Genomic DNA, 25,062 nt, shown 5'->3' on the forward strand with positions numbered 1-25,062 from the left:
CCCGGCGCCGGCTCAGGCTCGGCCCGGTGGCGCCGTCGTCCCCCGCACCACCAACCGGGTCGGCAGCTCCACATCGGCCGGCTCCTCCCCGGCGACGACGGCCTGCAGCGCCCGCGCGGCGAGCTCGCCCTGCCGGCGGACCGGCTGCGCGATCGTGGTGAGATCGGCGACGGCGGCCATCTCGTGGTCGTCGAACCCGATCACCGACACCCGTCCGGGCACGTCGATCCCGGCCCGGCGCAGCGTCCGGCTCACGCCGAGCGCGGCCTCGTCGGACATCGCGAAGACCGCGCTGGGCAGGTGCGGCAGCGACAGCAGCCGCCCGGCGGCGGCGTCCCCGGCCGCCACGTCGGCCCCGACCTCCAGGACCGGCCCCGGCGCGATCCCGGACTCGGCGAGCGCGTCGGCCCAGCCGTCCCGGCGGTCCCGGGTGGTGGTGCGGCCGCAGGCCTCGGACGGGTCGAACGACACCAGCGCGATCTCCCGGTGACCCAGCCCGGCCAGGTGCCGGACGGCGGCCCGGGCGCCGGCCCGGTCGTCGATCCCGATCCGGGGCCGCCCCGGCATGTCGCCGCCGACCACCGCGACCGGCAGACCGAGATCGTCCAGCGCCCGCCGCTCGGCGTCGTCGAGTGCGGAGGCGACGACGATCAGCCCGTCCACCCGGCCGCGTACCGGAAGGGTGGCGAAGAAGTGCGCCCGGCCTGCCGGATCGCCGACGTTGTGCAGCTGGGTGAGGTGCCCGGCGGCGGCCAGCACGGACTCGACGCCGGCAACCGCCTCGGCGAAGAACCAGCGGGTCGGGAAGCGGGCCAGCACCGCGACCGTCAGCGAGCGCGCCGGCAGCCGGTACCCGGCCGACAGGGCGGCCCGCCGGACCCGCTCGCGGGTGTCCGCGGAGACCGGGGTGCCCGCGCGCAGCGCGCGCGAGACGGTGGCCGGGGACACCCCGGCGAGCTCGGCCACCCGCCGCACCCCGGCCCGGCGCGGCACGTCGCGCGGCACGTCGCGCAGCCCTGCCCGCTCCTGGGTCACGACGCCAGTCTGCTCCCGCCTCGACAGATGTTGCAACAGCATGGAACAGTGTGAAACACCGTGAGACACACTTCCGACCCGGGGAGAGGCATGACCGCCCACGACCCAGCCCGCAGCCCGGAGGCGACCGCCGAGTGGTGGCGGAACGCCGTCGTCTACCAGGTGTACATCCGCAGCTTCGCCGACGGGAACGGCGACGGCACCGGCGACGTCGCCGGCCTGCGCAACCGGCTCGACCACCTGGCCCGGCTCGGCGTCGACGCGATCTGGATCAACCCCTGGTACCCCTCGCCGCTCGCCGACGGCGGCTACGACGTGGCCGACTACCGGGCTGTCAATCCGATGTTCGGCGACACCGCGCAGGCCGAGGCACTGATCGCCGAGGCGCACGAGCGCGGGATCCGGGTGCTGCTCGACATCGTCCCGAACCACCACTCCGACGAGCACGCCTGGTTCCGGGAGGCACTCGCCGCCGGTCCCGGCTCGCCCGAGCGGGAGCGCTACCTGTTCCGCGACGGCCGCGGCCCGGACGGCGCCGAGCCGCCGAACAACTGGCGCTCGATGTTCGGCGGACCCGCCTGGGAGCGGCTGCCCGAACACGGCACCGGCGGAGCCGACAGAACCGACGGGCAGTGGTACCTGCACCTGTTCGACGTCCGGCAGCCGGACGTGAACTGGGAGCACCCCGAGGTGCGTGCGGACTTCGAGGAGACCCTGCGGTTCTGGTTCGATCGCGGCGTCGACGGGTTCCGGGTGGACGTGGCCAATGCGATGGTCAAGGAGCCCGGGCTGCCCGACGTCGTCGAGGGCGTCAACGACGCGCAGGACGGCGGCCACCCCTATCTCGACCGGGACGGCGTGCACGAGGTCTTCCGGTCCTGGCGGCGGATCGGTGACTCCTACGACCCGCCGCGGGTGTTCGTCGCCGAGGCGTGGGTGCCGGACCCGGAGCGCCTGGCCCGCTACCTGCGCCCGGACGAGCTGCACACGGCGTTCTCGTTCAACTTCCTGACCGCGGCCTGGCTGGCCGAGGACCTGCGTTCGCACATCGACGACGCGATCACCGAGAACTCGGCCGTCGGCGCGCCCGCGACCTGGGTGCTGTCCAACCACGACGTGTGCAGGCACCCGAACCGGCTGTCCCGCAAGCCCGAGGCCGGCCGCGGGTGGAACCTCGACGACGTGCTGGAGCTGCCGGCGGATCCGGAGCTGGGCCTGCGCCGGGCCCGCGCGGCGACGCTGCTGATGCTCGCGCTGCCCGGCACGGCCTACCTCTACCAGGGCGAGGAGCTCGGTCTGCCCGAGGTCGAGGACATCCCGGTGGACCGGCTCGACGACCCGACCTGGGAGCTGTCCGGGCACACCCTGCGCGGCCGGGACGGCTGCCGGGTGCCGCTGCCCTGGGTGGCCGGCGAGCCGTGGCACGGGTTCAGCGACGTGAGCCCCACCCGGCCCGGGCCCTGGCTGCCGCAGCCGGACGTCTTCGCCCGGCACGCGGCGGACGTCCAGGCGGCCGATCCGGACTCGGTACTGAACCTCTACCGGGACGCGCTGGCGCTGCGCCGCGCGCATCCGGCGCTGGGTGGCGGGACGCTGAGCTGGCAGCCGTCGCCGGAGGGCACGCTGGCCTTCACCCGGGTCTCCGACGACGGCGACGGCGGCTTCACCGCGCTGGTGAACGTGTCGTCGGCGCCGGTCTCGCTGCCGGAGGAGGCCGAGGTGATGCTGACCAGCGGACCGCTCACCGCGCGCGGCGAGGTCCCCGCCGACACCGCAGCCTGGCTCCGCTCCTGAGCCCGATCCGGACGGCGACCGGCGGGTGCACCGATCCGCGTGTCACCGGTCACTCAGGCCACCACCGGCAGCCCGGAGAACCAGGTCTCGCGCAGCGTGCGCTCGGTCCAGCGCCACACCCGCCGGGCCACGACCGGGTCCAGCGCGTGCGCCGCGACCCCGCGGCCGGTCCGCGGATCGGCCGGCCCGGCCTCGACGAGGTCCTCGAAGTAGCGCCCGCTGATCCCGCCGGCCAGCGGCGACGCGGCGGCCAGCACCACCGTCGCCGCCCCCTGCTGCGGGGTCAGCCGGTCCGCGGCGGGGGCGACCGCGTTGACCGCGATCCCGTCGCCGGACCAGCGCCGGGTCGCCTCGACGGCGTGCAGCACGGCGGCGGTGCGGGACCGGCCGAGCGCCAGCGCGCTGTCGTAGCGGGTGGACATGAAGTGCGGGTCCTCCAGGTCGAACGGCGCGGTGAGGTGCGCGCTGGACGACAGGTTGACCACCCGGGCGCCGTCGACGGCCGCCAGCGCCCAGTGCAGGCCGGAGCTGAGCGCGGCCGGCCCGAGGTGGTTGACGGCCAGGTGCAGCTCCCACTCCTCCTCGGCGGTGCGGGTCAGCGGGACGGCGGACACGCCTGCGGTGTTGACCAGCATGTGCAGCGGGCCGTCCCAGAGCCGGACGAACCGGGCGATGGAGCGCTGGTCGGCGAGATCGAGCTCGCCGACCGCGACCCGCTCGTTGCCGGTCTCGGCGACGATCGCGGCGCGGGCGACGGCACCGGCGTCGGCGTCGCGCACGGCGAGGGTGACCTCGGCGCCGGCGCCGGCGAGCGCGCGGGCGGTCTCCAGGCCGACGCCGGCGGCGGCCCCGGTGACGACGGCGCGACGGCCGGTCAGGTCCACTCCGGCGAGGACCTGCGCGGCGGTCGGGACACCGGCCGCGGCGGGCGCGGCACCGGCGGGTGCCACAGCCGCGGGCGGCACCGGCACGGGCAGTGCGGAGACGGGGCGGGACGGAACCTGCTGGGATCGGACGGATGCGGGCCGGACGAACATGGCATTGATCCCTTCTGAGCACCGGAAACCTCGGACGGCGGCACGGGCGGCTGCGATGCGGCGGTGCGCCGGGGCGGATCCGGGTGTATAAAGCGGAGGATCCTCCGCATGACTCGGAACTCTATCCGGAGCACCCTCCGGATCGCAAGCCGTATCGTGGAGCCGATCGCGTTCGAGGAGGCACGACATGCCCACCGGCACCGGACGATCCGGGACCCGCACCGCGCTGCGCGCGGACGCCGCGCGCAACCGTGAGCTGCTGCTCGCCGCCGCGGTCCGGGCGTTCGCCGCGGAGAGCACCGGCGGCCCGGCCACCACGCTCGACGGCATCGCCAAGGAGGCGGGGGTCGGCATCGGCACCCTGTACCGGCACTTCCCCAACCGGGACGCGCTGGTCGAGGCCGTCTACCGCAACGAGCTCGACCGGCTCTGCGCGGCCGCGGGCGAACTGCTCGCCGAGCTCCCGGCCGACCGGGCGCTGCGCGCCTGGATGGACCGGTTCGTCGACTACGTGATCACCAAGAAGCACCTCGCGGACTCGCTGCACGCGCTGGTCGCGTGCGGCCGGAACCCGTTCGCGCAGAGCCGCGAGCGGATGGTCGAGGCGGTGCGCATGCTGCAGCAGGCCGGTGTGGCCGACGGCACACTGCGCTCCGACGTGGATGCGGCCGACGTGCTGGTCGGCACCAGCGGCATCTGCATGGCGATCGCCGACCCGCAGGGCCGGGAGCAGGCCGGGCGCCTGCTGGACCTGCTGGTGGACGGGCTGCGCAAGCACTGAGCCGGGGCCACACTGCCGGGCCGGGCCAGGACACCGACCGGGCGGCGCGCGCCGGGGCCGCACCGGGGCACGGCAGGATGTGACCGTGCACACCCGTGACCGACGCCCGATGTGGACCGTCCGGATCCACGCTGCCCTGGTGGCCGTCCTGTTCGCCGCGTTCGGTGCGCTCCGGATCGCTGGCGCCGGGCCGGACGCGAACATCGGCGCCGGCCTGGTCGGGCTCCCGCTGATCGGGCTCGGCCTGCCCTGGTCGTGGGCGCACCTGGCGAGCCCGGAGCTCTACGACCGGCTCCCGGCCCTGCTGTGGTGGCCCGCCGCGTTCGGCCCGGCGGTGCTGAACGTGGGCCTGCACGCACTGGCGGTCCGGCTGCGGCGGCGGAGCCGGCACCCGGCGTGATCGTCCGAACACGTAAGATCGGTGGGCAGTTCCGGACACCCGGTCCGGATCGACGCCGGAGGGTTCAGTGGGCGAGACGCTGCCGTCGAGCACCAGCAGCCGGGCGGCGCGGTCCGCCGCCCCGCCCGCCGACCTGGTCGCCGCGCCCGGGTACGGCTCCCGCCGGATGTACCAGGCGTACCTGGCGGCCTGGAACCGGCACGTCGACAGCGTCCTGACCGGCCCGCAGTTCGCCGTGCTGTCCGCGGTCCGGGCCTATCCCGACTCCGACCAGAGCTCGCTGGCCGGCGCGGTCGCGCTGGACACCTCGACGATGGCCGACGTCTGCCGCCGGCTCGAGCGGCGCGGGCTGATCGCCCGCACCGAGTCGCCCTACGACGCCCGGCGCAAGCTGCTCTCGCTGACCGACGACGGCGCCGCCGCGCTCGCCGAGGTGACCCGGCGGACCCGGCGACTGGACCAGGAGCTGCTCGCGGCCGTCCCCGAGGACCGCCGCCGGGAGATCGCCGGCCTGCTCAACACGCTCGGCGCGCACTGGGAGGCGGTCGCCGAGCTGCCGCCGCTCGACGACCCCGGGTGAGCCGCGCTCCCGTGTGAACGGGAGATCAACCCCGGTTTCGGTCCGATTCACTCCTCGGCAAACTCTTGCGTATCCGGATAGTACGTGCTCGGATTAGTTCCCGATGCGGGCTGCATCACAGGAATCCGAGGAGGTAGCGGTGGCACCGAGCCAGTCCCTGCAGATCACGGTCGTCGGCGGCGGCCTCGGCGGGCTGACCGCCGCGCTGGCCCTCCGCCAGCAGGGCTGCCGGGTGACCGTGCTGGAGGCGGCGCCGGAGCTCGGCGAGGTCGGCGCCGGCATCCAGACCGCGCCGAACGCGAGCCGGGTGCTGATCGGGCTGGGCCTGCGCGGCGAGATGGAGCGGATCCACACCGCGCCGCAGGACCAGGTCCGGCGGCGGTGGGCGGACGGCAGCATCATCGCCCAGCTCCCGCTCGGCCGGTCCGTCGTCGAGGGCTACGGCGCCCCCTACTGGCACTACCACCGCGCCGACCTGCACCGGATCCTGCTCGACGCCTGCCTGGACCCGGACGGGCCCGGCCCGGTCGTCGAGGTGCACACCGACGCGAAGGTCGTCGAGCTGGACCGCACCGAGCCGGACCGCCCGGTCGCGGTCACCGGCCGCGGCGACCGGTTCCCCGGCGACGTGCTGGTCGGTGCGGACGGGATCCGCTCCGCGGTCCGCGACCTGGCCGGCTTCGACGACACGCTGGCCTTCTCCGGCGAGATGGCCTACCGGGCGCTGATCCCCGGTGACCTGATCGCCGCCGACCCGGCGACCCGCTTCCTGGTCGACCGCTACCACTCCACGATCTGGTACGGGCCGGACAAGCACCTGGTGCACTACGTCATCCGCCGCGGCGAGTACCTCAACGTCGTCGCCATCGTCCCGTGCACCGACCGGATCGAGCGGGACTGGACGGCGCCGGCCTCCGCCGAGGAGATGGTCGAGGCGTTCGCCGACTGGGACGACCGGGTGCCCGCGATGCTGTCCAAGGCCAAGGACGACGTCGCCGCGTTCGCCCTGTACCGCCGCCGCCGCGACCCGGTCTGGATCGACGGCCGGGTCGCCCTGCTCGGCGACGCCTGCCACGCGATGCTCCCCTACCAGGCCCAGGGCGCCTCGCAGGCGATGGAGGACGCCGCCGTGCTGGCCGAGGAGCTCGCCGCCGCCGGCCGGTCCGGCATCGACGGCGCGCTGGCACGCTACGTCCACCGGCGGGCGAAACACGCCGGGATGGTGCAGGACGCGTCGTTGCAGAACATGGCGTTCTACCACCTTCCCGACGGCCCGGAGCAGCGCGAGCGCGACGACAAGCTGCGCCGCTTCGACGGGGAGTCCGACGTGTCCTACGACTGGCTGTGGCGCGGCTCCCCCCTGCACGACCCCGACAACGAGGCCATCACCTACCAGTTCGCCCGCTAAGGAGCACTCACGATGCGTACCGGAGACCAGGTCGTCCAGGACCTGCCCTGGCGGTGGAGGGTCCAGGGCAAGATCTTCATCATCGGCGGCCTCGGCTACATGTTCGACGCCTGGGACGTCGCCCTCAACGGCTTCCTCACCCCGCTGCTCGGACTCGAGTTCGGGCTCTCCACCGGTCAGCGCGGGCTGGTCGCCACCGCCAACCTGATCGGCATGGCGGTGGGTGCCGTCGCGTTCGGCACGATCGCCGACCGGATGGGCCGCAAGAAGGTCTTCAGCATCACCCTGCTGATCTTCGCGCTGTTCTCCGTGCTCGGCGCGCTCTCCCCGAACTGGGAGATCTTCCTGCTGCTGCGCTTCATCGCCGGCCTCGGCCTCGGCGGATGCATCCCGGTGGACTACGCGATCGTCAGCGAGTTCTCACCGAGGAAGCTGCGCGGCAAGATCCTCGCCGCGATGGACGGCTGGTGGCCGATCGGCGCCACCATGGCCGGGGTGTCCGCCACCCTGCTCGTCCCGGTCGAGGGCAACTGGCGCTGGATGCTCTCGCTGATGGTGCTGCCCGCGCTGCTGCTGTTCTGGGTCCGCCGCGGCGTGCCCGAGTCCCCGATCTACCTGGCCCGCACCGGCCGTGAGGCCGAGGCCCGCGAGGTCATCGACGACATGGTGCGGCGCACCGGCGCGACACCCGAGACCTACGTCATCACCACCGCCGCGCCCGAGGCGACGACATCGCGCAAGAAGGGGCTCGCCGCGCTGGGCGAGCAGCTCACGATGGTCTGGGCGTTCTCGCCGCGGATCACCGGCGTCGCCTGGTCGCTGTTCATCTCGGTGATGGTCGTCTACTACGCCGCCCTGTCCTGGATGCCGTCGATCCTGCGCTCGCAGGGCATGGACGACGTGGCCGCGTTCGCCTCCACCACGATCATGAATGCGGTCGGCATCCTCGGCGTCATCACCTCGGTGCTGCTGGTCGAGCTGGTCGGGCGCAAGTGGGTGATCGGCGTCGCGGCACCGCTGGCCGCGCTGTCGCTGGTCGTGTTCTCGCTGGTCATGGAGTCGGCGGCGGCGTCGATCGCGACGATCGCGGTGTTCGGCTTCTTCGCCCTCGTGGTCATCCCGGTGATGTACGCCTACGTCTCCGAGCTGTACCCGACCGAGCTGCGCGCCTCCGGATTCGGCTGGGCGTCGTCGTCCAGCCGGGCGGTCACCGGGTTCGTCCCGCTGATCTTCGGCACGCTGCTCTGGCCGGTGCTCGGCCTGCCGCTGACCTTCACCGTGATGGCCCTGCTGGTCGTCGCCGCGGTGATCTTCATGGCGCTCTGCGCGCCGGAGACCAAGGGCCTGGAGCTGGACCGGATCACCGGCACCGAGCAGCAGATCGACCGGCCCGCAGCCGGCCCGGCGGTGGAGAAGACGTGAAGCCCGCCGCGTTCACCTACCACCGGGCGTCCTCGGTGCGCGACGCGGTGACCCTGCTCGGTGAGCTGGCCGACGACGACCCCAAGGTGCTCGCCGGCGGGCAGAGCCTGGTCGCCATGATGAACTTCCGGATGGCCCGCCCGGGCCATCTGGTCGACATCACGCACGTGCCCGGGCTGGCCGGCATCCGGCGCGACGGCGACGCGCTGCGGATCGGCGCGCTCACCACGCACCGGGCCGTGGAGAAGGCCGATCTCGGCCCGGACTTCCGGGTGCTGTCGGACGCGATGCGCTGGGTCGGGCACCTGCCGATCCGGACCCGCGGCACGGTCGGCGGCTCGATCGCGCACGCCGACGCCACCGCCGAGTGGTGCCTGCTCGCGACGCTGCTGGACGCCGTCGTCGTCGCCGAGGGGCCCGCCGGCCGGCGGGAGATCGCCGCCGGGGAGTTCTTCCTCGGGCCCTTCACCACCGCGCTGGACCCCGACGAGGTGATCGTGGAGATCGTGTTCCCCCGCCCCGCACCGCGGGCGGCGCTGACCGAGTACGCCGACCGGCGCGGCGACTTCGCCGTCGTCGCCGCCGGGGTCGACCTGGACACCGGATCGGTCGTGCTCGGCGGCGTCGGAACCGTCCCGGTGCTGGTCCGCGACGCGGGATCGCCGGCCGCGATCGCGGACGCGCTCGACGTGCGCGACGAGCCCGGCGCACCGGCGTCCTACCGGCGCGGGCTGGTCCGCACCCTGGTCGCCAGGGCCCGCGCCGCGGCCGGCGCGCCCGGCCCGGCCGGGACGGGGGCCCTCGATGGGTGAGCCGGGCCTGCGCCGCGACGGCACCTGGGTCGGCGCGTCCGTGCCGCGCCGGGAGGACCCGCGGCTGCTCACCGGGCGCGGGCGGTTCGTCGACGACATCACGCTGCCCCGGATGCTGCACGCCGCGTTCGTCCGCGGCACCGAGGCGCATGCCCTGCTCACCTCGGTCGACCTGGCCGGGGCCCGCGCGGTGCCCGGCGTCGTCGCCGCGTTCGACGCCGCCGATCTCGGGCTCGGCGACATCACCGCGCTGCTCGACCGGCCGGCCGAGGAGTTCACGCCGACCGCGATGCCGGTGCTCGCCCGGGACCGGATCCGGTTCGCCGGCGAGCCGGTCGCGATCGTGCTCGCCACCGACCCCTACGCCGCCGAGGACGGCGTGGAGGCCGCGCTGGTCGAGCTCGAGCCGCTGCCGCCGGTCGTCACCGAGGCCGCCGCGCTGGCCGCGGACGGCCCGCCGGTGCACGACGAGGCGCCCGGCAACGTGCTCGTCGACGTGTCGCTGTTCGCCACCGACGGCATCGACGACATCTTCGCCGCCGCGCACACCGTGGTCACCGTGGAGACCCGCACCGGACGGCAGAACGCGCTGCCGCTGGAGACCCGCGGCGTCGTCGCCGACTGGGACGACCGCGACGACCAGCTCGTGGTGCGCACCTGCACCCAGGTCCCGCACCAGGTCCGCACCGTGCTGGCCCGGTGCGCCGGGCTGGCCGAGCGGCAGGTCCGGGTCACCGTGCCGGACATGGGCGGCGGGTTCGGGCAGAAGTGCGTCGTCGGCCGGGAGGAGATCGCCGCCGCGGCCGCCGCCCGGCTGCTGCGCCGCCCGGTCAAGTGGATCGAGGACCGGCGGGAGGCGCTCACCGCGAGCTTCCTCGCCCGCGAGCAGCACTACACCGCGCGGGCCGCGTTCTCCCACGACGGCGAGATCCTGGCCCTGGACGCCGACGTCGTCTGCGACATGGGCGCCTACTCCTGCTACCCGTTCACCGCCGGCATCGAGCCGCTGATGGCGTCGGCCGAGATGCCGAGCGTCTACCGGGTGCCCGCTTACCGGGTGCGCGGCCGGGCGATCACCACGAACAAGGCGCCCACCGCGCCGTACCGCGGGGTGTCCCGGCCGCAGTACGTGATGGTGATGGAACGGCTGATGGAGCGCGCCGCCCGGACGCTCGGGCTGGACGCGCTGGACGTCCGGCGGCGCAACCTGATCACCGAGTTCCCGTACCGCGGGATCAACGGCGTCACCTACGATCCCGGCTCCTACCGGGAGTCCCTCGACCTGTGCGAGCAGGTGCTGCGCGACGAGGGCTGGCCCGGCCGCGCGCCGGACGACGGCCGGATCGTCGGGATCGGTTACGCCTGCTTCTCCGAGCGCACCGGCTACGGCTCCGGCGCGTTCGCCCAGCGGCGGATGCAGGTCGTCCCCGGGTTCGACATCTCGCAGATCACGATGGACCTCGACGGCACCGTCACGGTCACCACCGGCACCCTGTCGCACGGCCAGAGCCACGAGACGACGTTCGCCCAGATCGTCGCCGACCGGCTCGGCATCGGCTACGACAAGGTCACCATCGTGCAGGGCGACACCGACCGGATCACCTACGGCTGGGGCTCGTTCGCGTCCCGCTCGGTGACCATCGGCGGGTCCGCGGCCGCCGCCGCGACCGACAAGCTGGGCGAGCAGCTGTGCGCGCTGGCCGCGCACCTCGCCGGGGTCGACGCCGACGCCTGCGAGCTGGACGGCGCGGGCGGGGTCCGGGCCGGGGACCGCACGCTGCCGTTCACCGAGCTGGCCGACGTCGCGTACCTGCGCGCGCACCTGCTGCCCAAGGACGTCGGGCCCGGGCTCACCGCCACCGCGTCCTTCGACGTCGCCGGCGACGGCACCTTCTCCAACGCCACCCACGGCTGCGTCGTCGCGCTCGATCCGGGCACCGGCGGCGTCGAGATCCTGCGCTACGTCTGCGTCGAGGACTGCGGCGTCGCGATCCATCCGCGGGTGGTCGAGGGGCAGGCCCGCGGCGGCATCGCGCAGGGCATCGCGGGCGCACTGTTCGAGCAGGTCACCTACGACGAGCTCGGCCAGCCGCTGGCGCCGAGCTTCATGGAGTACAAGGTGCCGACCGCCGCCGAGATCCCGGACGTGCGGATCGAGCACCTGGAGACGCCCTGCGCGTTCACCGCGAACGGCGCGAAGGGCGCCGGCGAGGGCGGCACCATCGGCGCCCCGGCGGCCGTGCTCAACGCGGTGAACGACGCGCTGCGGCACACCGGCGTCGAGCTGGACCACACCCCGCTGGCGCGGGCGGACCTGTACGCCGCACTCAACCGGGAGGCATCGTGACCGACGTGCAGCTGGTCGAGCTGACCGTCAACGGGGAGCGCCACGACCTGGCGATCCCGCCCCGGCGCACGCTCGCCGACGTGCTGCGCCACGACCTGGGGCTGACCGGCACCCACCTCGGCTGCGAGCACGGCATCTGCGGGGCCTGCACGGTGCTCGTCGACGGCGCCCCGGCGCGGGCCTGCCTGCTGTTCGCCGCGCAGGTGGAGAACGCCGCGATCAGCACCGTCGAGTCGCTGGCCGGGCCGGACGGCGAGCTGTCGGACCTGCAACGCTGCTTCGGCGAGCACCACGGCCTGCAGTGCGGCTTCTGCACGCCCGGGTTCCTGATGCTCGCCGAGGGCTTCCTGGCCGAGGAGCCGGACCCGACCCGCGCGGAGATCCGTGAGGTGGTCGCCTCGAACCTGTGCCGCTGCACCGGCTACGAGACCATCATCGACGCGGTGGACGACTGCGCGTCCCGCCGCCGCGCCGCCCTGCAGGCCGCACTGGACCCGGTGCCGGCCGCCGCCACCCGAGCCGATCCCAGGAGCACCGCATGAGCACGCACGACACCGGCCTGCACGGCGCCGAGACCGACGCGACCTACCTGCGTGCCGGGTTCGGCGGCCGGGCCCGGCGCGGCGACCGGCCGGCGATCGTCGTGGTCGACCTGAGCAACGGGTTCACCGACCCGCAGTACCCGACCGGCGCCGATCTCACCGACGTCGTCGCCGCGACGTCCACACTGGTCGGGGCGGCCCGCGCGGCGGGCGCCCCGGTCGTCTGGACGACGGTCTCCTACCACCCGGCCGAGCTGGACACGCTGCCGTGGCCGGCGAAGGCGCCCGGCCTGCGCGGGCTCGCCGAGGGCTCGGCGGCCGTCGCGCTGGACACCCGGCTGCCGGTGGACCCGGCCGACAACCTGATCACCAAGAAGGGCGCGTCGGCGTTCTTCGACACCGGGCTCGCCTCGTTCCTCACCGCGGCCCGGGTGGACACCGTGCTGGTCTGCGGCGCGACGACCAGCGGCTGCGTGCGCGCCACCGTGGTCGACGCCGTGCAGTCCGGCTTCGGCGTGCTGGTGCCGCGGGACTGCGTCGGCGACCGCGCGGCCGGGCCGCACGACGCGAACCTGTTCGACATCGAGGCCAAGTACGGCGACGTGATCGACCTCGACGACGCCGTCGGCTACCTGAAGGGACTCCTGTGACCGGCACGCTCACCACCCGCCAGGTCCGGCAGGACGCGCTGGCCGATCTCGCCGACGTGCAGGCCGTCTCCCGCTGGGTCCGCAACGGCGACCTGCGGCTGCACGTGCTCGACTACGAGGGCACCGGCACCCCGGTGCTGATCCTGCCCGGCATCACCAGCCCGGCGATCACGATGGACTTCGTCGCCCGCGAGCTGAACGACCTCTGCCGCCCGCTGGTGCTCGACGTCCGCGGCCGCGGGCTGTCCGACTCCGGCACCTCCTGGACGCTCGACGACTACGCCTCCGACGTGCTCGCCGTGCTGTCCGAACTGGACCTGGGTTCCGAGCCGGTGCTGCTCGGGCACTCGATGGGCGCCCGGATCGCCGCCGTCACCGCGCTGCGCAGGCCGCTGCGCGGCACCGTGCTGGTCGATCCGCCGCTGTCCGGTCCCGGCCGCGGGCCCTACCCGACCACCCTGGACGCGTTCCTCGGCCAGCTCGCCGAGGCCGTCCGCGGCACCGACGCCGACGAGGTCGCCCGGGCCTGGCCGCGCTGGCCGCGGGCCGAGCAGGCGCTGCGGGCGCGCTGGCTGTCGTCGTGCGACGAGACGGCGATCCGGGCCACCCACGCCGGGTTCGAGAACGAGGACTTCTTCGACGCCTGGCCGTCGGTGCCGGCGCCGAGCACCGTGCTCTACGGCGCGGACTCGCCGGTGGTGACCGCCGACGGTGCCGCGGAGATCGCCGCCGCCAATTCGCGGGCCGAGCTGGTGCGGGTGCCCGGCACCGGGCACATGATCTTCTGGGACGACCCGGCCGGGGCGCGCGCGCTGCTGCGCGGCGCGCTGGAGCCGCTGGTGCGCTGAGCGCGGCCCGGCCGGGCACCCGCCGCTCAGGTCGGGCGCGGCTGCGACGTCGGCGGTCCGGGGTGGTGCCCCGGTCCCGTCGACCACCGATCCGCCGCGGATCACCAGGTCGTAGACCATGAGCCGCATTGCTCCTCAGAGTCGGGACGCGGTGCGCGCCGGACCCGTTCCGCACCGGCCGCACGCTCGCGACCAGCGGATCCGTGTCCCGGCGGCACCGCTCGGTACCCCCCGAAGCTAGGTCGGGCGTCCCGGAGCGCCAAGGAAACCGCCTCACCGAGTGAGTCGGCCGGTGCACCCGGGGAAGCGCTCCACGCCGCTGCTGCGATCAGGTGTCGCCAACGACTCTACGTAACTCCGATCGCATCGTTTCGTTACGGAGAGTGTGAAAATGCCGCCGGCAATGACGCCGACCCCCCTGCCCGTCACCGGATCGCCGCAGCGCGGCGACGTCGCGACCGGACCGGACGTGTGGACCGCCGCGGCGCGGAGCCCCGAGTTCGCCGAGCTCCGGTCCCGCCAGCGACGCTTCCTGATCCCCGCCACGGCCGGCTTCCTGAGCTGGTTCTTCCTGTTCATCGCGCTCAACGCCTGGGCGCCCGGGCTGCTCGGCACCCGGGTGCTCGGCGATCTCACCCTGGTGGTCCTGCTGGCCATCGGCCAGTTCGCGTCGACCTTCGCGATCACCGCCGCATACGTGCGCTACGCGGACCGCCGGCTCGATCCGCTCGCCGACGAGATCCGCGAGCGTCTCGAGGGGATCCGCCGGTGACCCCCGGCGACCCGGTCCTCAACATCCTGGTCTTCTCCGCGTTCGTCGTGTTCGCCTTCCTGCTCGTGCTGCGGGTGCGCCGGCGGTCGGCGTCCGAGCGGGACTACTACACCGCGGGCAGCGGGTTCACCGGCCCGGAGAACGGCCTGGCCCTGTCCGGCGACTTCCTGTCCGCCGCGACCTTCCTCGGCATCGTCGGCGCGGTCGCGGTCGCCGGCCCCGACGGCTTCCTCTACGCCGTGATCGCCTTCGTCGGCTGGCTGGTGGCGCTGTTCTTCGTCGCCGAGCTGCTGCGCAACACCGGCCGCTACACGATGGCCGACGTGCTCAGCTACCGGCTGCGCCAGCGCCCGGTGCGCGCGGCGGCCGCGACCTCCGCGGTGGTCATCTCCACGCTCTACCTGCTCGGCCAGCTCGCCGGCGCGGGCGGCCTGCTCGCGCTACTGCTCAACATCACCGACCGGGCCGGGCAGTCCGCGATGATCGCCGGCGTCGGCGCCGTCGTGATCGGCTACGTGCTGGTCGGCGGGATGAGCGGCACCACCTGGATCCAGATCGTCAAGGCCTGCCTGCTGCTGGCCACCGGACTGGCGATGGCGGCGTTCGTGCTCGGCACGTCCGGGCTGAGCCTGCCCGCACTGATCACCGCCGCCGTCGAGAACCACCCGCGCGGCGACGCGATGCTGGCGCCCGGGCTGCTCTACGGCGGCAGCCTCACCGCGAACCTCGACCTGATCTCGCTGGCCCTCGGCGGGGTGCTCGGCGTGGCCGGGCTGCCGCACATCCTGATGCGCTTCTACACCGTGCCGGACGCCCGCCAGGCCCGGAAGTCGGTGGTCTGGGCGATCTGGCTGATCGGCGCGTTCTTCCTGCTGGTGCTGGTGCTCGGCTACGGCGCCACCGCGCTCGTCGGGCCGGAGGCGATCATGGCCGCGCCCGGCGGGGTGAACTCGGCGGCGCCGCTGCTGGCCCTGCAGATCGGCGGGCCGGTGATGCTCGCGCTGGTCGCGGCGGTGGCGTTCGCGACGATTGTCGCGGTCGTCGCCGGCCTGATGATCACCGCGGCGGCGGCGTTCGCGCACGACGTCTACGCGCAGCTGGTCCGGCGCGGCCGGGCGACCGCCGCCGAGGAGGTCCGGGTCGCGCGGCGCACCACGATCGTGATCGGGTTCGTCGGCATCGCCGGCGGGATCCTGGCGAACGGGCAGAACATCGCCTTCCTGGCCGCCCTGACGTTCGCGATGGCCGCCTCGGCGAACCTGCCGACGCTGCTGTACTCGCTGTTCTGGAAGGGGTTCACCACCACCGGGGCGCTGTGGAGCATCTACGGCGGGCTCACCGTCACCCTCGCGCTGATCGTGTTCTCCCCGGCGGTGTCCGGATCCCCGACGTCGATGCTGCCCGGCGTGGACTTCGCCTGGTTCCCGCTGTCCAATCCCGGCCTGGTGTCGGTGCCCGCCGGCTTCCTGCTCGGCTACCTCGGGTCGGTGCTGGGCCGCGAGCGTCCCGACGTCGCCGGGCACGCGCAGATGTCGGTCCGGGCGCTGACCGGCGCCGGGCTGCAGCGCCCGGTCCCCGGCGCCCCCCGCCGCTGACCCGCGTCCCGGGGGGTGCTGGAGCGTCCGACGGCCTCCGGCACTCCCGGGGCAGGGATCATCGGCGTGCGGACAGCAGACCGGACCCGCGCCCGGGAGGGTGTGGGCGCGGGTCCAGTCCCTCCCCCCGGGGCGGTCAGCCGGCCAGCAGCGCCCCGGCGCCCGGGACCCGCGGCTGCAGGCCCAGCTCGGTGAGGATCCGGTGGGTCGTCGCGGTCGCCGCGGACAGCACCGGGATGCCGATCTCGTCCTGCACCGGCTGGATCGACGGCAGCGACGGCATCTGCACGCAGGCGCTCAGCACAAGCGCGTCGGCCCGGGTCAGGTCGAGCTTGCGGTGGTGCTCACGCAGGTCGGCCGGATCGAGCCGGGCGACGGCCAGGTTGTCGGGCACCTGCAGCGACAGCGAGTCGACGACCTCCACGCCCGCGTCCTCGAGGTAGTCCGCGACGGCCTTGGTCAGCGGCTCCAGGTACGGCGTGATGATCGCGACCCGGCGCGCCCCGAGCGCGGCGATCCCGGACAGCAGCGCGCCCGCGCTGGACACCACCGGCGCGTCCGAACCCTCGGCCCGCAGCGCCGCGGTGATGTCGTCCTCGGCGGTGCAGTGGTAGCCGGGGCCCTGCGCCATGATCGCCACCAGGCAGGCGGTGGCGACGACGTCCGGGCGGGCGTCGGCCAGCTCGGCCGCGGCCCGCTGGGCCTGGGCGTTCATCGCGCGCAGCTGCTCGGGCGTCACGTGCTGCATCCGGGCCCGGGCGGAGTGGAAGACGAACCGCTCGCCGGGGATCTCCGCCTCGCGCGCGGCGAGCATCCGCGGGAGCTCGGTCTCCATCGTCAGGTTCGACGACGGGACGATCATCCCGACATGATGGTCCCGGCTCATCGGCGGTCCACCGGCTTCATCTCCGGGACGGTCAGCTCGCCGGCGTCGACGATCAGCTCGTCGTCGAGGTACAGCGAGTTCCCGCGCATCGGGATGTCGAAGTGGCAGGCGGTGTCGTTCGGCCCGCCGAGCTCGTTGTTCGGGCCGATCGAGAACATCACGTTGCCGTAGAAGCTGCGCAGCTCCATCCCCATCCCGCCGGGGAACTGGGTCAGGCCGTGCCAGTGCGCGCGCTCGTCGAGGCCCCAGCCGACGTGGCTCATGCCGTAGCCGCGCGGGTCGTCGAAGCTCTCGATGTAGGACCGCAGCAGATCGGCGTCCAGCCCGCTGCTGCCGGCGTCGCCGCGGATGTCGCGGATGAAGCCCTCCTCGATGGTGATCTCCACCGGGGTCTGCACGTAGGTGTTGAACGGCAGCAGCACGTCGCCGGGCGCGAGCACGATCCTCCCGTCGACGCCGGTGTCGGACCCGCCGGTGAAGACGAACGCGGCCGGCCAGTGGTCCCAGCGGCCGGGGGTGTCGGTGTAGCCGTACTCCGACATGGTCGGGTACATGCCGAGCTGGTAGGTCACGTCGGTGCCGTGCGGGCTGGTGATCCGCATCGACGACGCCTTGGCCAGCAGCTCGGCGCCGGTCTCGACGCGCTCGCGCAGCTCGGTGGTCGGCATCAGCCGGGCCAGCAGCTCGGGCGGCTCGACGGCGGTGAGGATCCGGGTACCGGCGTGCTGGATCGCGAACTGCTCGGGCGAGAACAGCAGGAACGTGCAGTCCACGACCATGTCGACGGCCTTGAGCGCGTCCACGGCGAGCGGGATGTCCCCCAGGCCGGAGTCGCCGACCGCCCACGCCCCGCTCGCGCTCGCCGGCGGCGGCAGCCGCATGTGGTACCCGGTCGCACCGAGGCGCTGGATCGCCCAGAGGAACGCGTCGGCGTACGCGCCGCGCTCGGCGCCGCGGGTCAGGACGACCACGGTCTCGCCCTCGTGCACCCCGGACAGCGTCAGTTGCTGCAGGCAGATGTCGTTGAACAGGTTCTGGTCCATCGCGGCCACCTCCATGACTCGGCTATTAATCCGAGCACGTACTATCCGGGTACGCAATACCTGGCGGCGACGGAAACACGACTGTCACGCGGCGCCGGTCAGTCCGGGGTGCCGTCGCAGACCGACATCAGGCCGCGGCCGAGCGCCGCCCGGTGCAGGTCGTCGAGGCCCTCGGCGCGGGCGACGGCGGCCTGGGCCAGCGACGTCGGGCAGTCCTCGTGGGTGCGGGCCGGCGCCGCGACCCGCAGGGCGGCGACCAGCTCGCCGTCGACGGTCGCCAGTTCGGAGCGCAGCTGCGCCGGATCGGGCCGCTCGGCCGGCCGGGTGTCCGGCTGCTCGGCCCACCGGCGGAGCAGGCCGTCACGCACCTGGTCGGCCGCCGCGGCCTGGTCGGTGAGGACGCGGGCCGCCCACTCCGGATCGACACCCGCCCGCTCCGCCGCGGCACGGGCGTCGGCTCCGGCGGCCGGCCCGGGCTCCGGCTCGCGCGCAGACTCGGACTCGGACCCGGGCTCAGCGAGGGCGAGCTGCCCGGCGAGCGTGGCCCGCTGCGCGGTGAGCTCGGCGATCCGGGCCAGCCCGTCGGCCGGAGTGGCCCCGGGAGGCCCCTCGCTGAGCGGCCCCGGCTGGTCGGCGCAGCCGGCCAGCAGCACCAGCGCGGCGGCGAGGGTTGCGGCGCCGGCGCGGCGTCGGGCACGGCTCGACCGGGGGGTGCCACTCACGATCACGAGCCTACGACCCGGCTGCCGGGCCGCCGGAGGAGGTGCGCCCGGGCCCGGATCCGGCGATGCTGGCCGGGTGGACTCGACGGTGATCCTCGAAGTGGCGCTCAACGGCACCACCACCCGCGACCGGAACCCGCACGTCCCGCGGGCACCCGGGGAGATCACCGAGCAGGCGCTGGACGTGCTCGGCCGCGGTGCGGCGATCGTGCACAACCACAACGACGAGCCGATGTTCACCATCGACGGGGTGCACGCCGTCGAGCCGTACCTGACGGCGTGGCAGCCGGTGCTCGACCGGCACCCGGCGGCGCTGCTGTACCCGACGATGGCGGCCGGCGCCCGCGACATCCCGGTGCGGCGCCGGTGGGCGCACGTCGAGGAGCTGGCGCGACGCCGGATGGGCGGGCTGACGCTGGTCGATCCGGGCTCGGTGAACGTCGGCCTTCTCGACGACGGCAGCTGCCCCGACGCCGCGGCGCCGGAGCCCTACCAGAACTCGTTCGCCGACACGGAGTACATGTTCGCGCGCACCGCCGAGCTGGCGGCCGGTCCGAGCATCTCGATCTTCGAGCCGGGCTTCCTGCGGACCACGCTGACCCTGCACCGGCACGGCCGGGTGCCGCCGGGCGCGATCGTCAAGCTGTACTTCGCCGATCGGCTGCAGTTCGGCCTGCCGCCGACCCCGGCCGCGCTGGAGGCGTACCTGGAGCTGCTCGAGCCGTCCGGGCTGCCGTGGTCGGTCGCGGTGCTCGGCGGGGACGTGGTGGCGTCCGGACTGGCCGAGCTGGCGGTGCGCCGCGGCGGGCACCTGCGGGTGGGCCTGGAGGACTACGCGGGGCCCGCGACGCCGTCGAACCGGGAGCTCCTGGAGGACGCGCTGCGGCTGCTCGACCGGGTCGGCGCGACCCCTGCGGACCCGGTTACTGCACGTCGCATCCTCGGTCTTCCGACGGACGCCGGGAATTCATGATCCGGATTTCCCGGAAATCCGGTGCGGTACCCACTCGGGCCGGGCCGAAACATTGATTCGGGTGATGTTTTCGAGCCGATACGCAACAAGGGGTGCGACCCCGGTCGGTCCGGGGCCGCACCCCTTGTGCGGCTGCGCTGCCGGTCTGCTCCCGCGGGCGGTCGGGCGCCGCCCTCCGGTCGCGACCGGCCTGGTCAGAACCAGGCCTTGCGACCACCGACCGGCCGGCCGATCGCCCCGAGGATGAGCAGGACGACGCCGACGACGACCAGGATCGTGCCGATCGTGGTGACCAGCGGAATACTGGTGAAGTAGCCCACCAGCAGCAGAATGATGCCGAGAATGATCATTTCCAGTTCCCTCCCGAGAATGTGGGAGAAAAGTACCCGGGGCGGGCCCGGCGCGCAGCACGGGGAACGGTTCCGATGGTCGGATCGTGACATTCGGTCCGGGTTTTCCGGGACTCCGTCGGCGAGCGGTCGCCGGGGGCGGGGTGGGCGCGGCGGCGCACCCCTGCCGCGGCGGTGCACCCGAGCAGCGTCCGGCGACCCTGCGGCGGCGCATCCGGCGGAGTCATCGCACCTGCTGTACACGGTGCGACATCCGAAACGGGGTGCGACGTCACGACCGGGTGCGAGCCCACCACCGGGCCGCACAACAGCGCACCCCGTCACCGGCCCCGCACCGTGTACAGCAGGTGCGGCGACATGGCCGGGGTGCGGCGACGCCACCGGGTGCGAACAGGTCCGACGGGGTGCGGTGCCTCCGCGGGGGTGCGATCCCCTCCGCAGGGTGCGATGCCCTCCGCACGGCGCGACCCCCTCCGCACGGCGCGACCCCCTCCGCACGGCGCGACGCCCTCCGCGACCTGCGCTCCCCCGCGGGGCGCGCCCCCCAGCCGTGCGCGATGCGACCTGCGATTCCCCCGGCGAGGCGCGATTCCCCGGGCGCGAGGCGGCCCGGCCTACGCCCGCGCCGCCAGCCCGGCCGCCGATGTCGCATGGTCCAGCGCGATCGCCCCGGCCCCGCGCAGCACCCCGTCGGTGACGTGCGCGGCGTCGACGACCGGCGGCGGATCCTCCCGGTGGAAGGTCATCAGCCCGGCCCGGTACGCCTGCGCGAAGCGGTCCGGCGCGGCCCCGCGCAGCGCCGTCCCGAGCCCGCCGAGCACCACGATCTCCGGGTCGTGCGCGTTGACGAGGCCGGCGGTCCCGGCGGCGAGCCGGGCGGCGGCGTGCGCGACGGCGCGGGCCGCGGGCTCCTCCCCCGCCGCGGCGCGGTCCAGCACGGCGACCGCCGAGCCGTGCGGGTCGTCGGGCTCCGGCTCGCCGAGCATCCGGGCGAGCGCGCGGCCGTCGACCTCGGAGTTCCAGCAGCCGCGGGCCCCGCACGGGCAGTCCCGGCCGGGATCGCCGAAGGGCAGGTGGCCGAACTCCCCGGCCGCGCCCCGCGACCCGGACTGCGGCCGGCCGCGCAGCAGCAGGGCACCGCCGATCCCGACCTCGACGGTCAGGTACAGCGCTGTCCCGGCGCCCGCCGCGGCGCCGTCGCGGACCTCGGCCACCCCGGCCAGGTTCGCGTCGTTGCCGGCGAGCACCGGCAGCCCCTGCCCGGCGCCGATCCGGCGGACGTCGAGCGGGCTCCAGCCCTGCCCGGCGGCCTGGGCGAGGTGCTCGTCGAGCAGCGTCGCCGCCACCCCGATCCCGACCGCGGCGACCGGGCCGGAGTGCTCGGCGACCAGCGTCCCGACGATCCCGTCCAGCTCGGCGGCGACGGCGTCCGGCTCCCGGCGCGCGTGCCGGCCGGACCGCACCGCGACCGGCTCGCCGTCCAGCCCGACGAGACCGGCCCGCCAGCCCTCGAACCGGACGTCGACGGCGACGACCGCCGGTCCGGCGCGGTTCGGGACCAGCCGGGTCGTCGGGCGGCCGCGTCCGCCGCAGGGCGCCCGTTCCTCGGTGACCCAGCCCAGCTCGCGCAGTCGCGCGGTGATCTCGGTGGCCGATCCGCCGGCCAGCCGCAGCCGCCGGGCCAGCTCGACCCGGGTCAGGCCGGGCTCGCGGCGGATCTCGGCGAGCACCTCGGCGCTGGCCCGCCAGCGGTCGGTCTCGGCGCGACCGGGACGTGAATCGGCTGACACCGACGCCATCTCGTTTGACACCTCCTGGCCCGCGCTCTTTATTCTCGTGGGGCGATGAAAACTCAGGCCACACCCTCCCACCACTCTCCCACCACCGGAAAGCCCGGCCCCGCGCTGTTCGCGATGGCGCTGGGCGGGCTCGCCATCGGCACCACCGAGTTCGCCTCGATGGGTCTGCTGCCGGCGTTCGCCGCGGACCTCGGCGCGACGGTGCCGCAGGCCGGCACCGCGATCAGCGCCTACGCGCTCGGGGTCGTGGTCGGCGCGCCGGTGCTCGCCGTGCTCGGCGCCCGATGGCCGCGCAAGCACCTGGTGCTCGCACTCGCGGGCGCGCTGGCGCTGACCAACATCGCCTCGGCGTTCGCGCCGACGTTCGGCACCTTCGTCGCCACCCGGTTCCTGGCCGGGCTCCCGCACGGCGCCTACTTCGGGACGGCGTCGGTGCTCGCCGCCTCGCTGGTGCCGCGCGAGCGCCGCCCGCGCGCCATCGCCACCGTGATGAGCGGCCTGATGATCGCGAACGTGGTCGGTGTCCCGGGCGCGACCTGGCTCGGCCAGGCCGCCGGCTGGCCCGCCGCGTACCTGGCGACCGGCGCGATCGCCGTCGTCACCATGGCCGCGGTCTGGTGGCTGGTGCCCGACGTGCGCGACGAGCGTCGCGGCTCGGTGCTCGGCGAGCTGTCGGCGCTGCGCCGCGGCCAGGTGTGGATCACGATGGCGGTCATCGCGACCGGCTTCGGCGGCTCGTTCGCCGTCTACAGCTACATCACGCCGGTACTCACCGAGGTGTCCGGGCTGGCCGAGGCCGCGGTGCCGGTGGCGCTCGCGGTGTTCGGCATCGGCATGACGCTGGGCAACCAGGTCGGCGGGCGGCTCGCCGAGATCGCCCCGGTGCGCACCATCGCCGCCGGTCTCGGCTCGGCCGCGGTGTCGATGACGGTGTTCGCGGCGACGGCGTCGTCGGCGGTGATGGCGCTGGTCGCGCTGTTCACCCTGGCGTTCACCACGACCGCGACCACCCCCGCGCTGGCCACCCGGCTGATGGACGCCGGCCGGGAGGGCCCGACGCTGGGCGCCGCCCTGCACCACGCGGCGTTCAACGTCGCGAACGCGCTCGGCGCCGCGCTGGGCGGCCTGGTCCTGGCCGCCGGCTGGGGCTGGACCTCGCCCGCCGCCGTCGCGACCGTGCTGCCGCTGCTCGGGCTGGCCGCGCTGTACGTCGCCGTCCGGATGGAGCGCACCGAACTCGCCACCCAGCACCGGATCCCGGCCCGCACCGGCTGATCCCCGCGTCCGGCACCGCTGAGATGCGCGTCAGTGTCCCGCAGAGATCGTTTCCGGACGCCGGCGCGCATCTCGGCGGTCGGCGGGCAGCAGGGCCCGTGCCGCGACAACCACCTGGGCGACGACGATCGCCACCCCCAGCGGCACGTGCACCACCAGCAGACCGAGGTGCCCGACGGCAACCTGCGCGGTGTCGGCGACGACGAGGACCGCGCTCACGGCGACCGGCCATCCCGGCATCCGGCCCGGCCACGCGGCCGGCACCGCGAGCGCGGTCTGCACCGTCGCCATCAGGATCAGCGAGCCGCCGATCCCGCCGTGCCAGGCCAGCGCGCCGAGCGCCGCGTCGAGCAGTGCCCCGGCCAGGCCGACCTGGGCCAGCACCAGCACCGCGTGCAGCACCGCCCACACCCGGAACGGAAGGGTCGCGAGCAGGCGGGCGCGCTCACCCATGATCCCCACCGTGGGTGACCGGGGTGCGCGGCACCGAACCGGGATCGGTGCCCTCCGGGACGAGCACGAACTGGCCCATCATCCCCTGGTCCTCGTGGTACAGCAGGTGGCAGTGGTACATGAACGGCCGGGCCGGGTCCGGGTGCCTGCCGAACCGCAGGAGCACCCGCACCACCGTCCGCGGCGGGACGTAGAAGGTGTCCTTCCAGCTCCGCTGCGCCGGTGGGACCGCCCGCCCGTCCGCCTCGACCACCTGGCCGCGCGCGTCGTGCACGTGCATGTTGTGCGGACGGGAGTGCACGTTGGCGAGTTCCCAGACCTCGGTGGCGCCGACGTGCACGATCTCGTCGATCCGGGTCATGTCCATCGCCCGGCCGTTGATCACGTCGTTGCCGAGCTCGAAGCGGCGTACCCGGCTCGCCGCGGATTCGTCGGGACCCGGTTCGTGCGGCAGCGCGCCGGGCAGCGGTGCCGACGGCTCGAGCACACCGGCCGGCCGGATCCGCAGGACGTCGAGGGTGTCCATGGCACCGATCGAGCGCTCCGTGCCGGACACCGCACCGAGATCCTGCGGCAGCGACCGCAGCGTCACCGGGCGGCCGGGGTCGAGATCGAGCAGCAGCTCGGCCCGCTCACCGGGGGTGAGCAGAGCAGAGCCGACCGTCCGAGGAGCCGCCAGCAGCCCGGAGTCGGTCCCGACCAGCACCATCGGGCGGTCGTCGGACCGGGCGAACCGGTAGCAGCGGGCCGGTGACGCGTTGAGCACCCGCAACCGGATCCGGGACGACGACGCCGCCAGGTACGGCGTGACGGTCCCGTTCACCAGCAGCGTGTCCCCGACCAGGCCGTGCGCGCTGCGCCGGCGGGTCTCGAACTCCCCGTCCGCGGTGAAGGTCCGGTCGGTCACGACGAGCGGGATGTCGTCGACGCCGTAACGATGCGGGAGCGGGGAGGCACCATCCGGTTCGTCAACGAGGAACAGTCCGGCCAGCCCCCGGTGGACGTGCCGCTCGGTGACGCCGTGCGGGTGCGGGTGGTACCAGAGGGTCGCGGCCGGCTGCTCGATCGTCCACTCGGGGCTCCAGGTGGCGCCGGGCTCGATCGGGGCGTGCGGTCCACCGTCGTGCTCGGCGGGCAGCGTCATGCCGTGCCAGTGCGTGGAGGTGGTCTCCGGCAGGCCGTTGGTGACGTGGACGCGTACCCGCTCACCGCGGGACGCGCGAATCGTGGGTCCGCCGAACGCCACGCCGTAGCCCCAGGTGGGGGTCCGCACACCGGGGTGGAACGCACTCGTCCCGGGCGCAGCGGTCAGCGCGAACGTGCGGACGCCGTCGCGGGTGGTCGAGGGGGCGAGCGGCGGGATCGCCAGCGGGCGGGGCGCCGGCACGGGCAGCGGCGATGCCGGAACGCCTGCGCAGCCGCCCAGCACCACTCCGCCCGCGGCGGCGCAGGCGAGGCCGAGGAAGCCACGGCGTCCGATCCGTCGGGTCATGGCGACGAGCCTCGCCGCAGCACCGGTCCGGCGCGTCGGCGCGACG

24 protein-coding genes are annotated in these 25,062 nt (G+C 74.5%); 15 read left to right on the forward strand and 9 right to left on the reverse strand.

What is annotated here, in order from left to right; all coding sequences use genetic code 11:
- Nucleotides 1–12: 12 nt before the first annotated feature.
- Nucleotides 13–1,035, reverse strand: a complete 1,023-nt coding sequence (locus ACVJO7_RS00765) for a LacI family DNA-binding transcriptional regulator (RefSeq protein WP_491671277.1) — start codon at nucleotides 1,033–1,035, stop codon at nucleotides 13–15.
- Between the two features lie 90 nt (nucleotides 1,036–1,125).
- Here ACVJO7_RS00765 and ACVJO7_RS00770 point away from each other — a divergent pair, with 90 nt between their 5' ends.
- Nucleotides 1,126–2,829, forward strand: coding sequence for a glycoside hydrolase family 13 protein (locus ACVJO7_RS00770; protein WP_491671278.1), 1,704 nt, complete (start codon nucleotides 1,126–1,128; stop codon nucleotides 2,827–2,829).
- Nucleotides 2,830–2,882: 53 nt separating this feature from the next.
- Here ACVJO7_RS00770 and ACVJO7_RS00775 read toward each other — a convergent pair whose 3' ends face one another.
- Nucleotides 2,883–3,779: an SDR family NAD(P)-dependent oxidoreductase gene (locus ACVJO7_RS00775; RefSeq protein WP_344022660.1), complete on the reverse strand. Its 897-nt coding sequence runs from the start codon at nucleotides 3,777–3,779 to the stop codon at nucleotides 2,883–2,885.
- 274 nt (nucleotides 3,780–4,053) lie between these two features.
- Here ACVJO7_RS00775 and ACVJO7_RS00780 point away from each other — a divergent pair, with 274 nt between their 5' ends.
- The 12 genes from ACVJO7_RS00780 to ACVJO7_RS00835 all read left to right on the forward strand — a co-directional run bounded on the left by ACVJO7_RS00780 (nucleotide 4,054) and on the right by ACVJO7_RS00835 (nucleotide 16,023).
- The gene (locus ACVJO7_RS00780) at nucleotides 4,054–4,647 is read left to right on the forward strand and encodes a TetR/AcrR family transcriptional regulator (protein ID WP_344022658.1); all 594 of its coding nucleotides are present in this window, start codon (nucleotides 4,054–4,056) and stop codon (nucleotides 4,645–4,647) included.
- An 85-nt stretch (nucleotides 4,648–4,732) separates the two neighbouring features.
- Nucleotides 4,733–5,047 (forward strand): hypothetical protein, encoded by a 315-nt coding sequence (locus tag ACVJO7_RS00785; RefSeq protein WP_491671279.1) that lies wholly within the window; start codon nucleotides 4,733–4,735, stop codon nucleotides 5,045–5,047.
- Nucleotides 5,048–5,114: 67 nt separating this feature from the next.
- Nucleotides 5,115–5,627, forward strand: coding sequence for a MarR family winged helix-turn-helix transcriptional regulator (locus ACVJO7_RS00790; RefSeq protein ID WP_425563618.1), 513 nt, complete (start codon nucleotides 5,115–5,117; stop codon nucleotides 5,625–5,627).
- A gap of 139 nt (nucleotides 5,628–5,766) precedes the next feature.
- Nucleotides 5,767–7,035 carry an FAD-dependent monooxygenase gene (locus ACVJO7_RS00795; RefSeq protein WP_491671280.1) on the forward strand — a complete coding sequence of 423 codons (1,269 nt, stop codon included), beginning with the start codon at nucleotides 5,767–5,769 and terminating at the stop codon, nucleotides 7,033–7,035.
- Between the two features lie 12 nt (nucleotides 7,036–7,047).
- On the forward strand, nucleotides 7,048–8,457 hold the full coding sequence (locus ACVJO7_RS00800) for an MFS transporter (protein WP_491671281.1): 1,410 nt from the start codon (nucleotides 7,048–7,050) through the stop codon (nucleotides 8,455–8,457).
- Nucleotides 8,454–9,269, forward strand: a complete 816-nt coding sequence (locus ACVJO7_RS00805; RefSeq protein WP_491671282.1) for an FAD binding domain-containing protein — start codon at nucleotides 8,454–8,456, stop codon at nucleotides 9,267–9,269. Before ACVJO7_RS00800 ends, ACVJO7_RS00805 begins: the two co-directional genes overlap by 4 nt.
- Nucleotides 9,262–11,616 (forward strand): xanthine dehydrogenase family protein molybdopterin-binding subunit, encoded by a 2,355-nt coding sequence (locus ACVJO7_RS00810; protein WP_491671283.1) that lies wholly within the window; start codon nucleotides 9,262–9,264, stop codon nucleotides 11,614–11,616. Before ACVJO7_RS00805 ends, ACVJO7_RS00810 begins: the two co-directional genes overlap by 8 nt.
- Nucleotides 11,613–12,158 (forward strand): (2Fe-2S)-binding protein, encoded by a 546-nt coding sequence (locus tag ACVJO7_RS00815; RefSeq protein WP_491671284.1) that lies wholly within the window; start codon nucleotides 11,613–11,615, stop codon nucleotides 12,156–12,158. Before ACVJO7_RS00810 ends, ACVJO7_RS00815 begins: the two co-directional genes overlap by 4 nt.
- A complete protein-coding gene (locus tag ACVJO7_RS00820) occupies nucleotides 12,155–12,808 on the forward strand; it encodes an isochorismatase family protein (protein ID WP_491671285.1) in 654 nt (217 codons plus the stop codon). The genes ACVJO7_RS00815 and ACVJO7_RS00820 overlap by 4 nt, the downstream gene beginning before the upstream one ends.
- Nucleotides 12,805–13,656, forward strand: a complete 852-nt coding sequence (locus ACVJO7_RS00825; RefSeq protein ID WP_491671286.1) for an alpha/beta fold hydrolase — start codon at nucleotides 12,805–12,807, stop codon at nucleotides 13,654–13,656. Before ACVJO7_RS00820 ends, ACVJO7_RS00825 begins: the two co-directional genes overlap by 4 nt.
- 403 nt (nucleotides 13,657–14,059) lie before the next feature.
- Complete coding sequence (locus tag ACVJO7_RS00830) at nucleotides 14,060–14,428, forward strand: DUF485 domain-containing protein (protein ID WP_344022632.1); 369 nt, start codon at nucleotides 14,060–14,062, stop codon at nucleotides 14,426–14,428.
- Nucleotides 14,425–16,023, forward strand: coding sequence for a monocarboxylic acid transporter (locus tag ACVJO7_RS00835; RefSeq protein WP_491671287.1), 1,599 nt, complete (start codon nucleotides 14,425–14,427; stop codon nucleotides 16,021–16,023). Before ACVJO7_RS00830 ends, ACVJO7_RS00835 begins: the two co-directional genes overlap by 4 nt.
- A 136-nt stretch (nucleotides 16,024–16,159) precedes the next feature.
- Here ACVJO7_RS00835 and ACVJO7_RS00840 read toward each other — a convergent pair whose 3' ends face one another.
- From ACVJO7_RS00840 to ACVJO7_RS00850, 3 genes are all read right to left on the reverse strand, one after another.
- Entirely contained in the window at nucleotides 16,160–16,909 is a 750-nt protein-coding gene (locus ACVJO7_RS00840; RefSeq protein ID WP_344022628.1) for a maleate cis-trans isomerase family protein, read from the reverse strand.
- A complete protein-coding gene (locus ACVJO7_RS00845) occupies nucleotides 16,906–17,952 on the reverse strand; it encodes a 2,5-dihydroxypyridine 5,6-dioxygenase NicX family protein (RefSeq protein ID WP_491671288.1) in 1,047 nt (348 codons plus the stop codon). The genes ACVJO7_RS00840 and ACVJO7_RS00845 overlap by 4 nt, the downstream gene beginning before the upstream one ends.
- A 98-nt stretch (nucleotides 17,953–18,050) precedes the next feature.
- Nucleotides 18,051–18,674 (reverse strand): chorismate mutase family protein, encoded by a 624-nt coding sequence (locus ACVJO7_RS00850; protein WP_491671289.1) that lies wholly within the window; start codon nucleotides 18,672–18,674, stop codon nucleotides 18,051–18,053.
- A gap of 76 nt (nucleotides 18,675–18,750) precedes the next feature.
- Between ACVJO7_RS00850 and ACVJO7_RS00855 the strand changes: the two genes are divergently transcribed.
- On the forward strand, nucleotides 18,751–19,647 hold the full coding sequence (locus tag ACVJO7_RS00855; protein WP_491671290.1) for a beta-keto acid cleavage family enzyme: 897 nt from the start codon (nucleotides 18,751–18,753) through the stop codon (nucleotides 19,645–19,647).
- 194 nt (nucleotides 19,648–19,841) lie between these two features.
- On the opposite strand, the gene ACVJO7_RS00860 is transcribed toward ACVJO7_RS00855, so the two are convergent.
- Together ACVJO7_RS00860 and ACVJO7_RS00865 are read right to left on the reverse strand one after the other, a co-directional pair.
- Nucleotides 19,842–19,997, reverse strand: a complete 156-nt coding sequence (locus ACVJO7_RS00860; RefSeq protein ID WP_085913989.1) for a hypothetical protein — start codon at nucleotides 19,995–19,997, stop codon at nucleotides 19,842–19,844.
- 614 nt (nucleotides 19,998–20,611) lie between these two features.
- Nucleotides 20,612–21,796 carry an ROK family transcriptional regulator gene (locus ACVJO7_RS00865; protein WP_491671291.1) on the reverse strand — a complete coding sequence of 395 codons (1,185 nt, stop codon included), beginning with the start codon at nucleotides 21,794–21,796 and terminating at the stop codon, nucleotides 20,612–20,614.
- 45 nt (nucleotides 21,797–21,841) lie between these two features.
- On the opposite strand from ACVJO7_RS00865, the gene ACVJO7_RS00870 reads away from it, so the two are divergent.
- Nucleotides 21,842–23,071 carry an MFS transporter gene (locus tag ACVJO7_RS00870; protein WP_491671292.1) on the forward strand — a complete coding sequence of 410 codons (1,230 nt, stop codon included), beginning with the start codon at nucleotides 21,842–21,844 and terminating at the stop codon, nucleotides 23,069–23,071.
- Between the two features lie 30 nt (nucleotides 23,072–23,101).
- Here ACVJO7_RS00870 and ACVJO7_RS00875 read toward each other — a convergent pair whose 3' ends face one another.
- Together ACVJO7_RS00875 and ACVJO7_RS00880 are read right to left on the reverse strand one after the other, a co-directional pair.
- Nucleotides 23,102–23,524 carry a hypothetical protein gene (locus ACVJO7_RS00875; RefSeq protein WP_491671293.1) on the reverse strand — a complete coding sequence of 141 codons (423 nt, stop codon included), beginning with the start codon at nucleotides 23,522–23,524 and terminating at the stop codon, nucleotides 23,102–23,104.
- Nucleotides 23,517–25,016, reverse strand: coding sequence for a multicopper oxidase family protein (locus tag ACVJO7_RS00880; RefSeq protein ID WP_491671294.1), 1,500 nt, complete (start codon nucleotides 25,014–25,016; stop codon nucleotides 23,517–23,519). Before ACVJO7_RS00880 ends, ACVJO7_RS00875 begins: the two co-directional genes overlap by 8 nt.
- Nucleotides 25,017–25,062: the final 46 nt, after the last annotated feature.

Source organism: Pseudonocardia sp. DxW (assembly GCF_058448985.1).

What these genes read in the sequence shown, in the direction of transcription:
- ACVJO7_RS00770 (WP_491671278.1), top strand. Translation starts at nt 1,126, where the DNA reads ATGACCGCCCACGACCCAGCCCGCAGCCCGGAGGCGACCGCCGAGTGG.
- ACVJO7_RS00780 (WP_344022658.1), top strand. Translation starts at nt 4,054, where the DNA reads ATGCCCACCGGCACCGGACGATCCGGGACCCGCACCGCGCTGCGCGCG.
- ACVJO7_RS00800 (WP_491671281.1), top strand. Translation starts at nt 7,048, where the DNA reads ATGCGTACCGGAGACCAGGTCGTCCAGGACCTGCCCTGGCGGTGGAGG.
- ACVJO7_RS00810 (WP_491671283.1), top strand. Translation starts at nt 9,262, where the DNA reads ATGGGTGAGCCGGGCCTGCGCCGCGACGGCACCTGGGTCGGCGCGTCC.
- ACVJO7_RS00820 (WP_491671285.1), top strand. Translation starts at nt 12,155, where the DNA reads ATGAGCACGCACGACACCGGCCTGCACGGCGCCGAGACCGACGCGACC.
- ACVJO7_RS00830 (WP_344022632.1), top strand. Translation starts at nt 14,060, where the DNA reads ATGACGCCGACCCCCCTGCCCGTCACCGGATCGCCGCAGCGCGGCGAC.
- ACVJO7_RS00840 (WP_344022628.1), bottom strand. Translation starts at nt 16,909, where the DNA reads ATGAGCCGGGACCATCATGTCGGGATGATCGTCCCGTCGTCGAACCTG.
- ACVJO7_RS00845 (WP_491671288.1), bottom strand. Translation starts at nt 17,952, where the DNA reads ATGGACCAGAACCTGTTCAACGACATCTGCCTGCAGCAACTGACGCTG.
- ACVJO7_RS00860 (WP_085913989.1), bottom strand. Translation starts at nt 19,997, where the DNA reads ATGATCATTCTCGGCATCATTCTGCTGCTGGTGGGCTACTTCACCAGT.
- ACVJO7_RS00865 (WP_491671291.1), bottom strand. Translation starts at nt 21,796, where the DNA reads ATGGCGTCGGTGTCAGCCGATTCACGTCCCGGTCGCGCCGAGACCGAC.
- ACVJO7_RS00870 (WP_491671292.1), top strand. Translation starts at nt 21,842, where the DNA reads ATGAAAACTCAGGCCACACCCTCCCACCACTCTCCCACCACCGGAAAG.
- ACVJO7_RS00875 (WP_491671293.1), bottom strand. Translation starts at nt 23,524, where the DNA reads ATGGGTGAGCGCGCCCGCCTGCTCGCGACCCTTCCGTTCCGGGTGTGG.
- ACVJO7_RS00880 (WP_491671294.1), bottom strand. Translation starts at nt 25,016, where the DNA reads ATGACCCGACGGATCGGACGCCGTGGCTTCCTCGGCCTCGCCTGCGCC.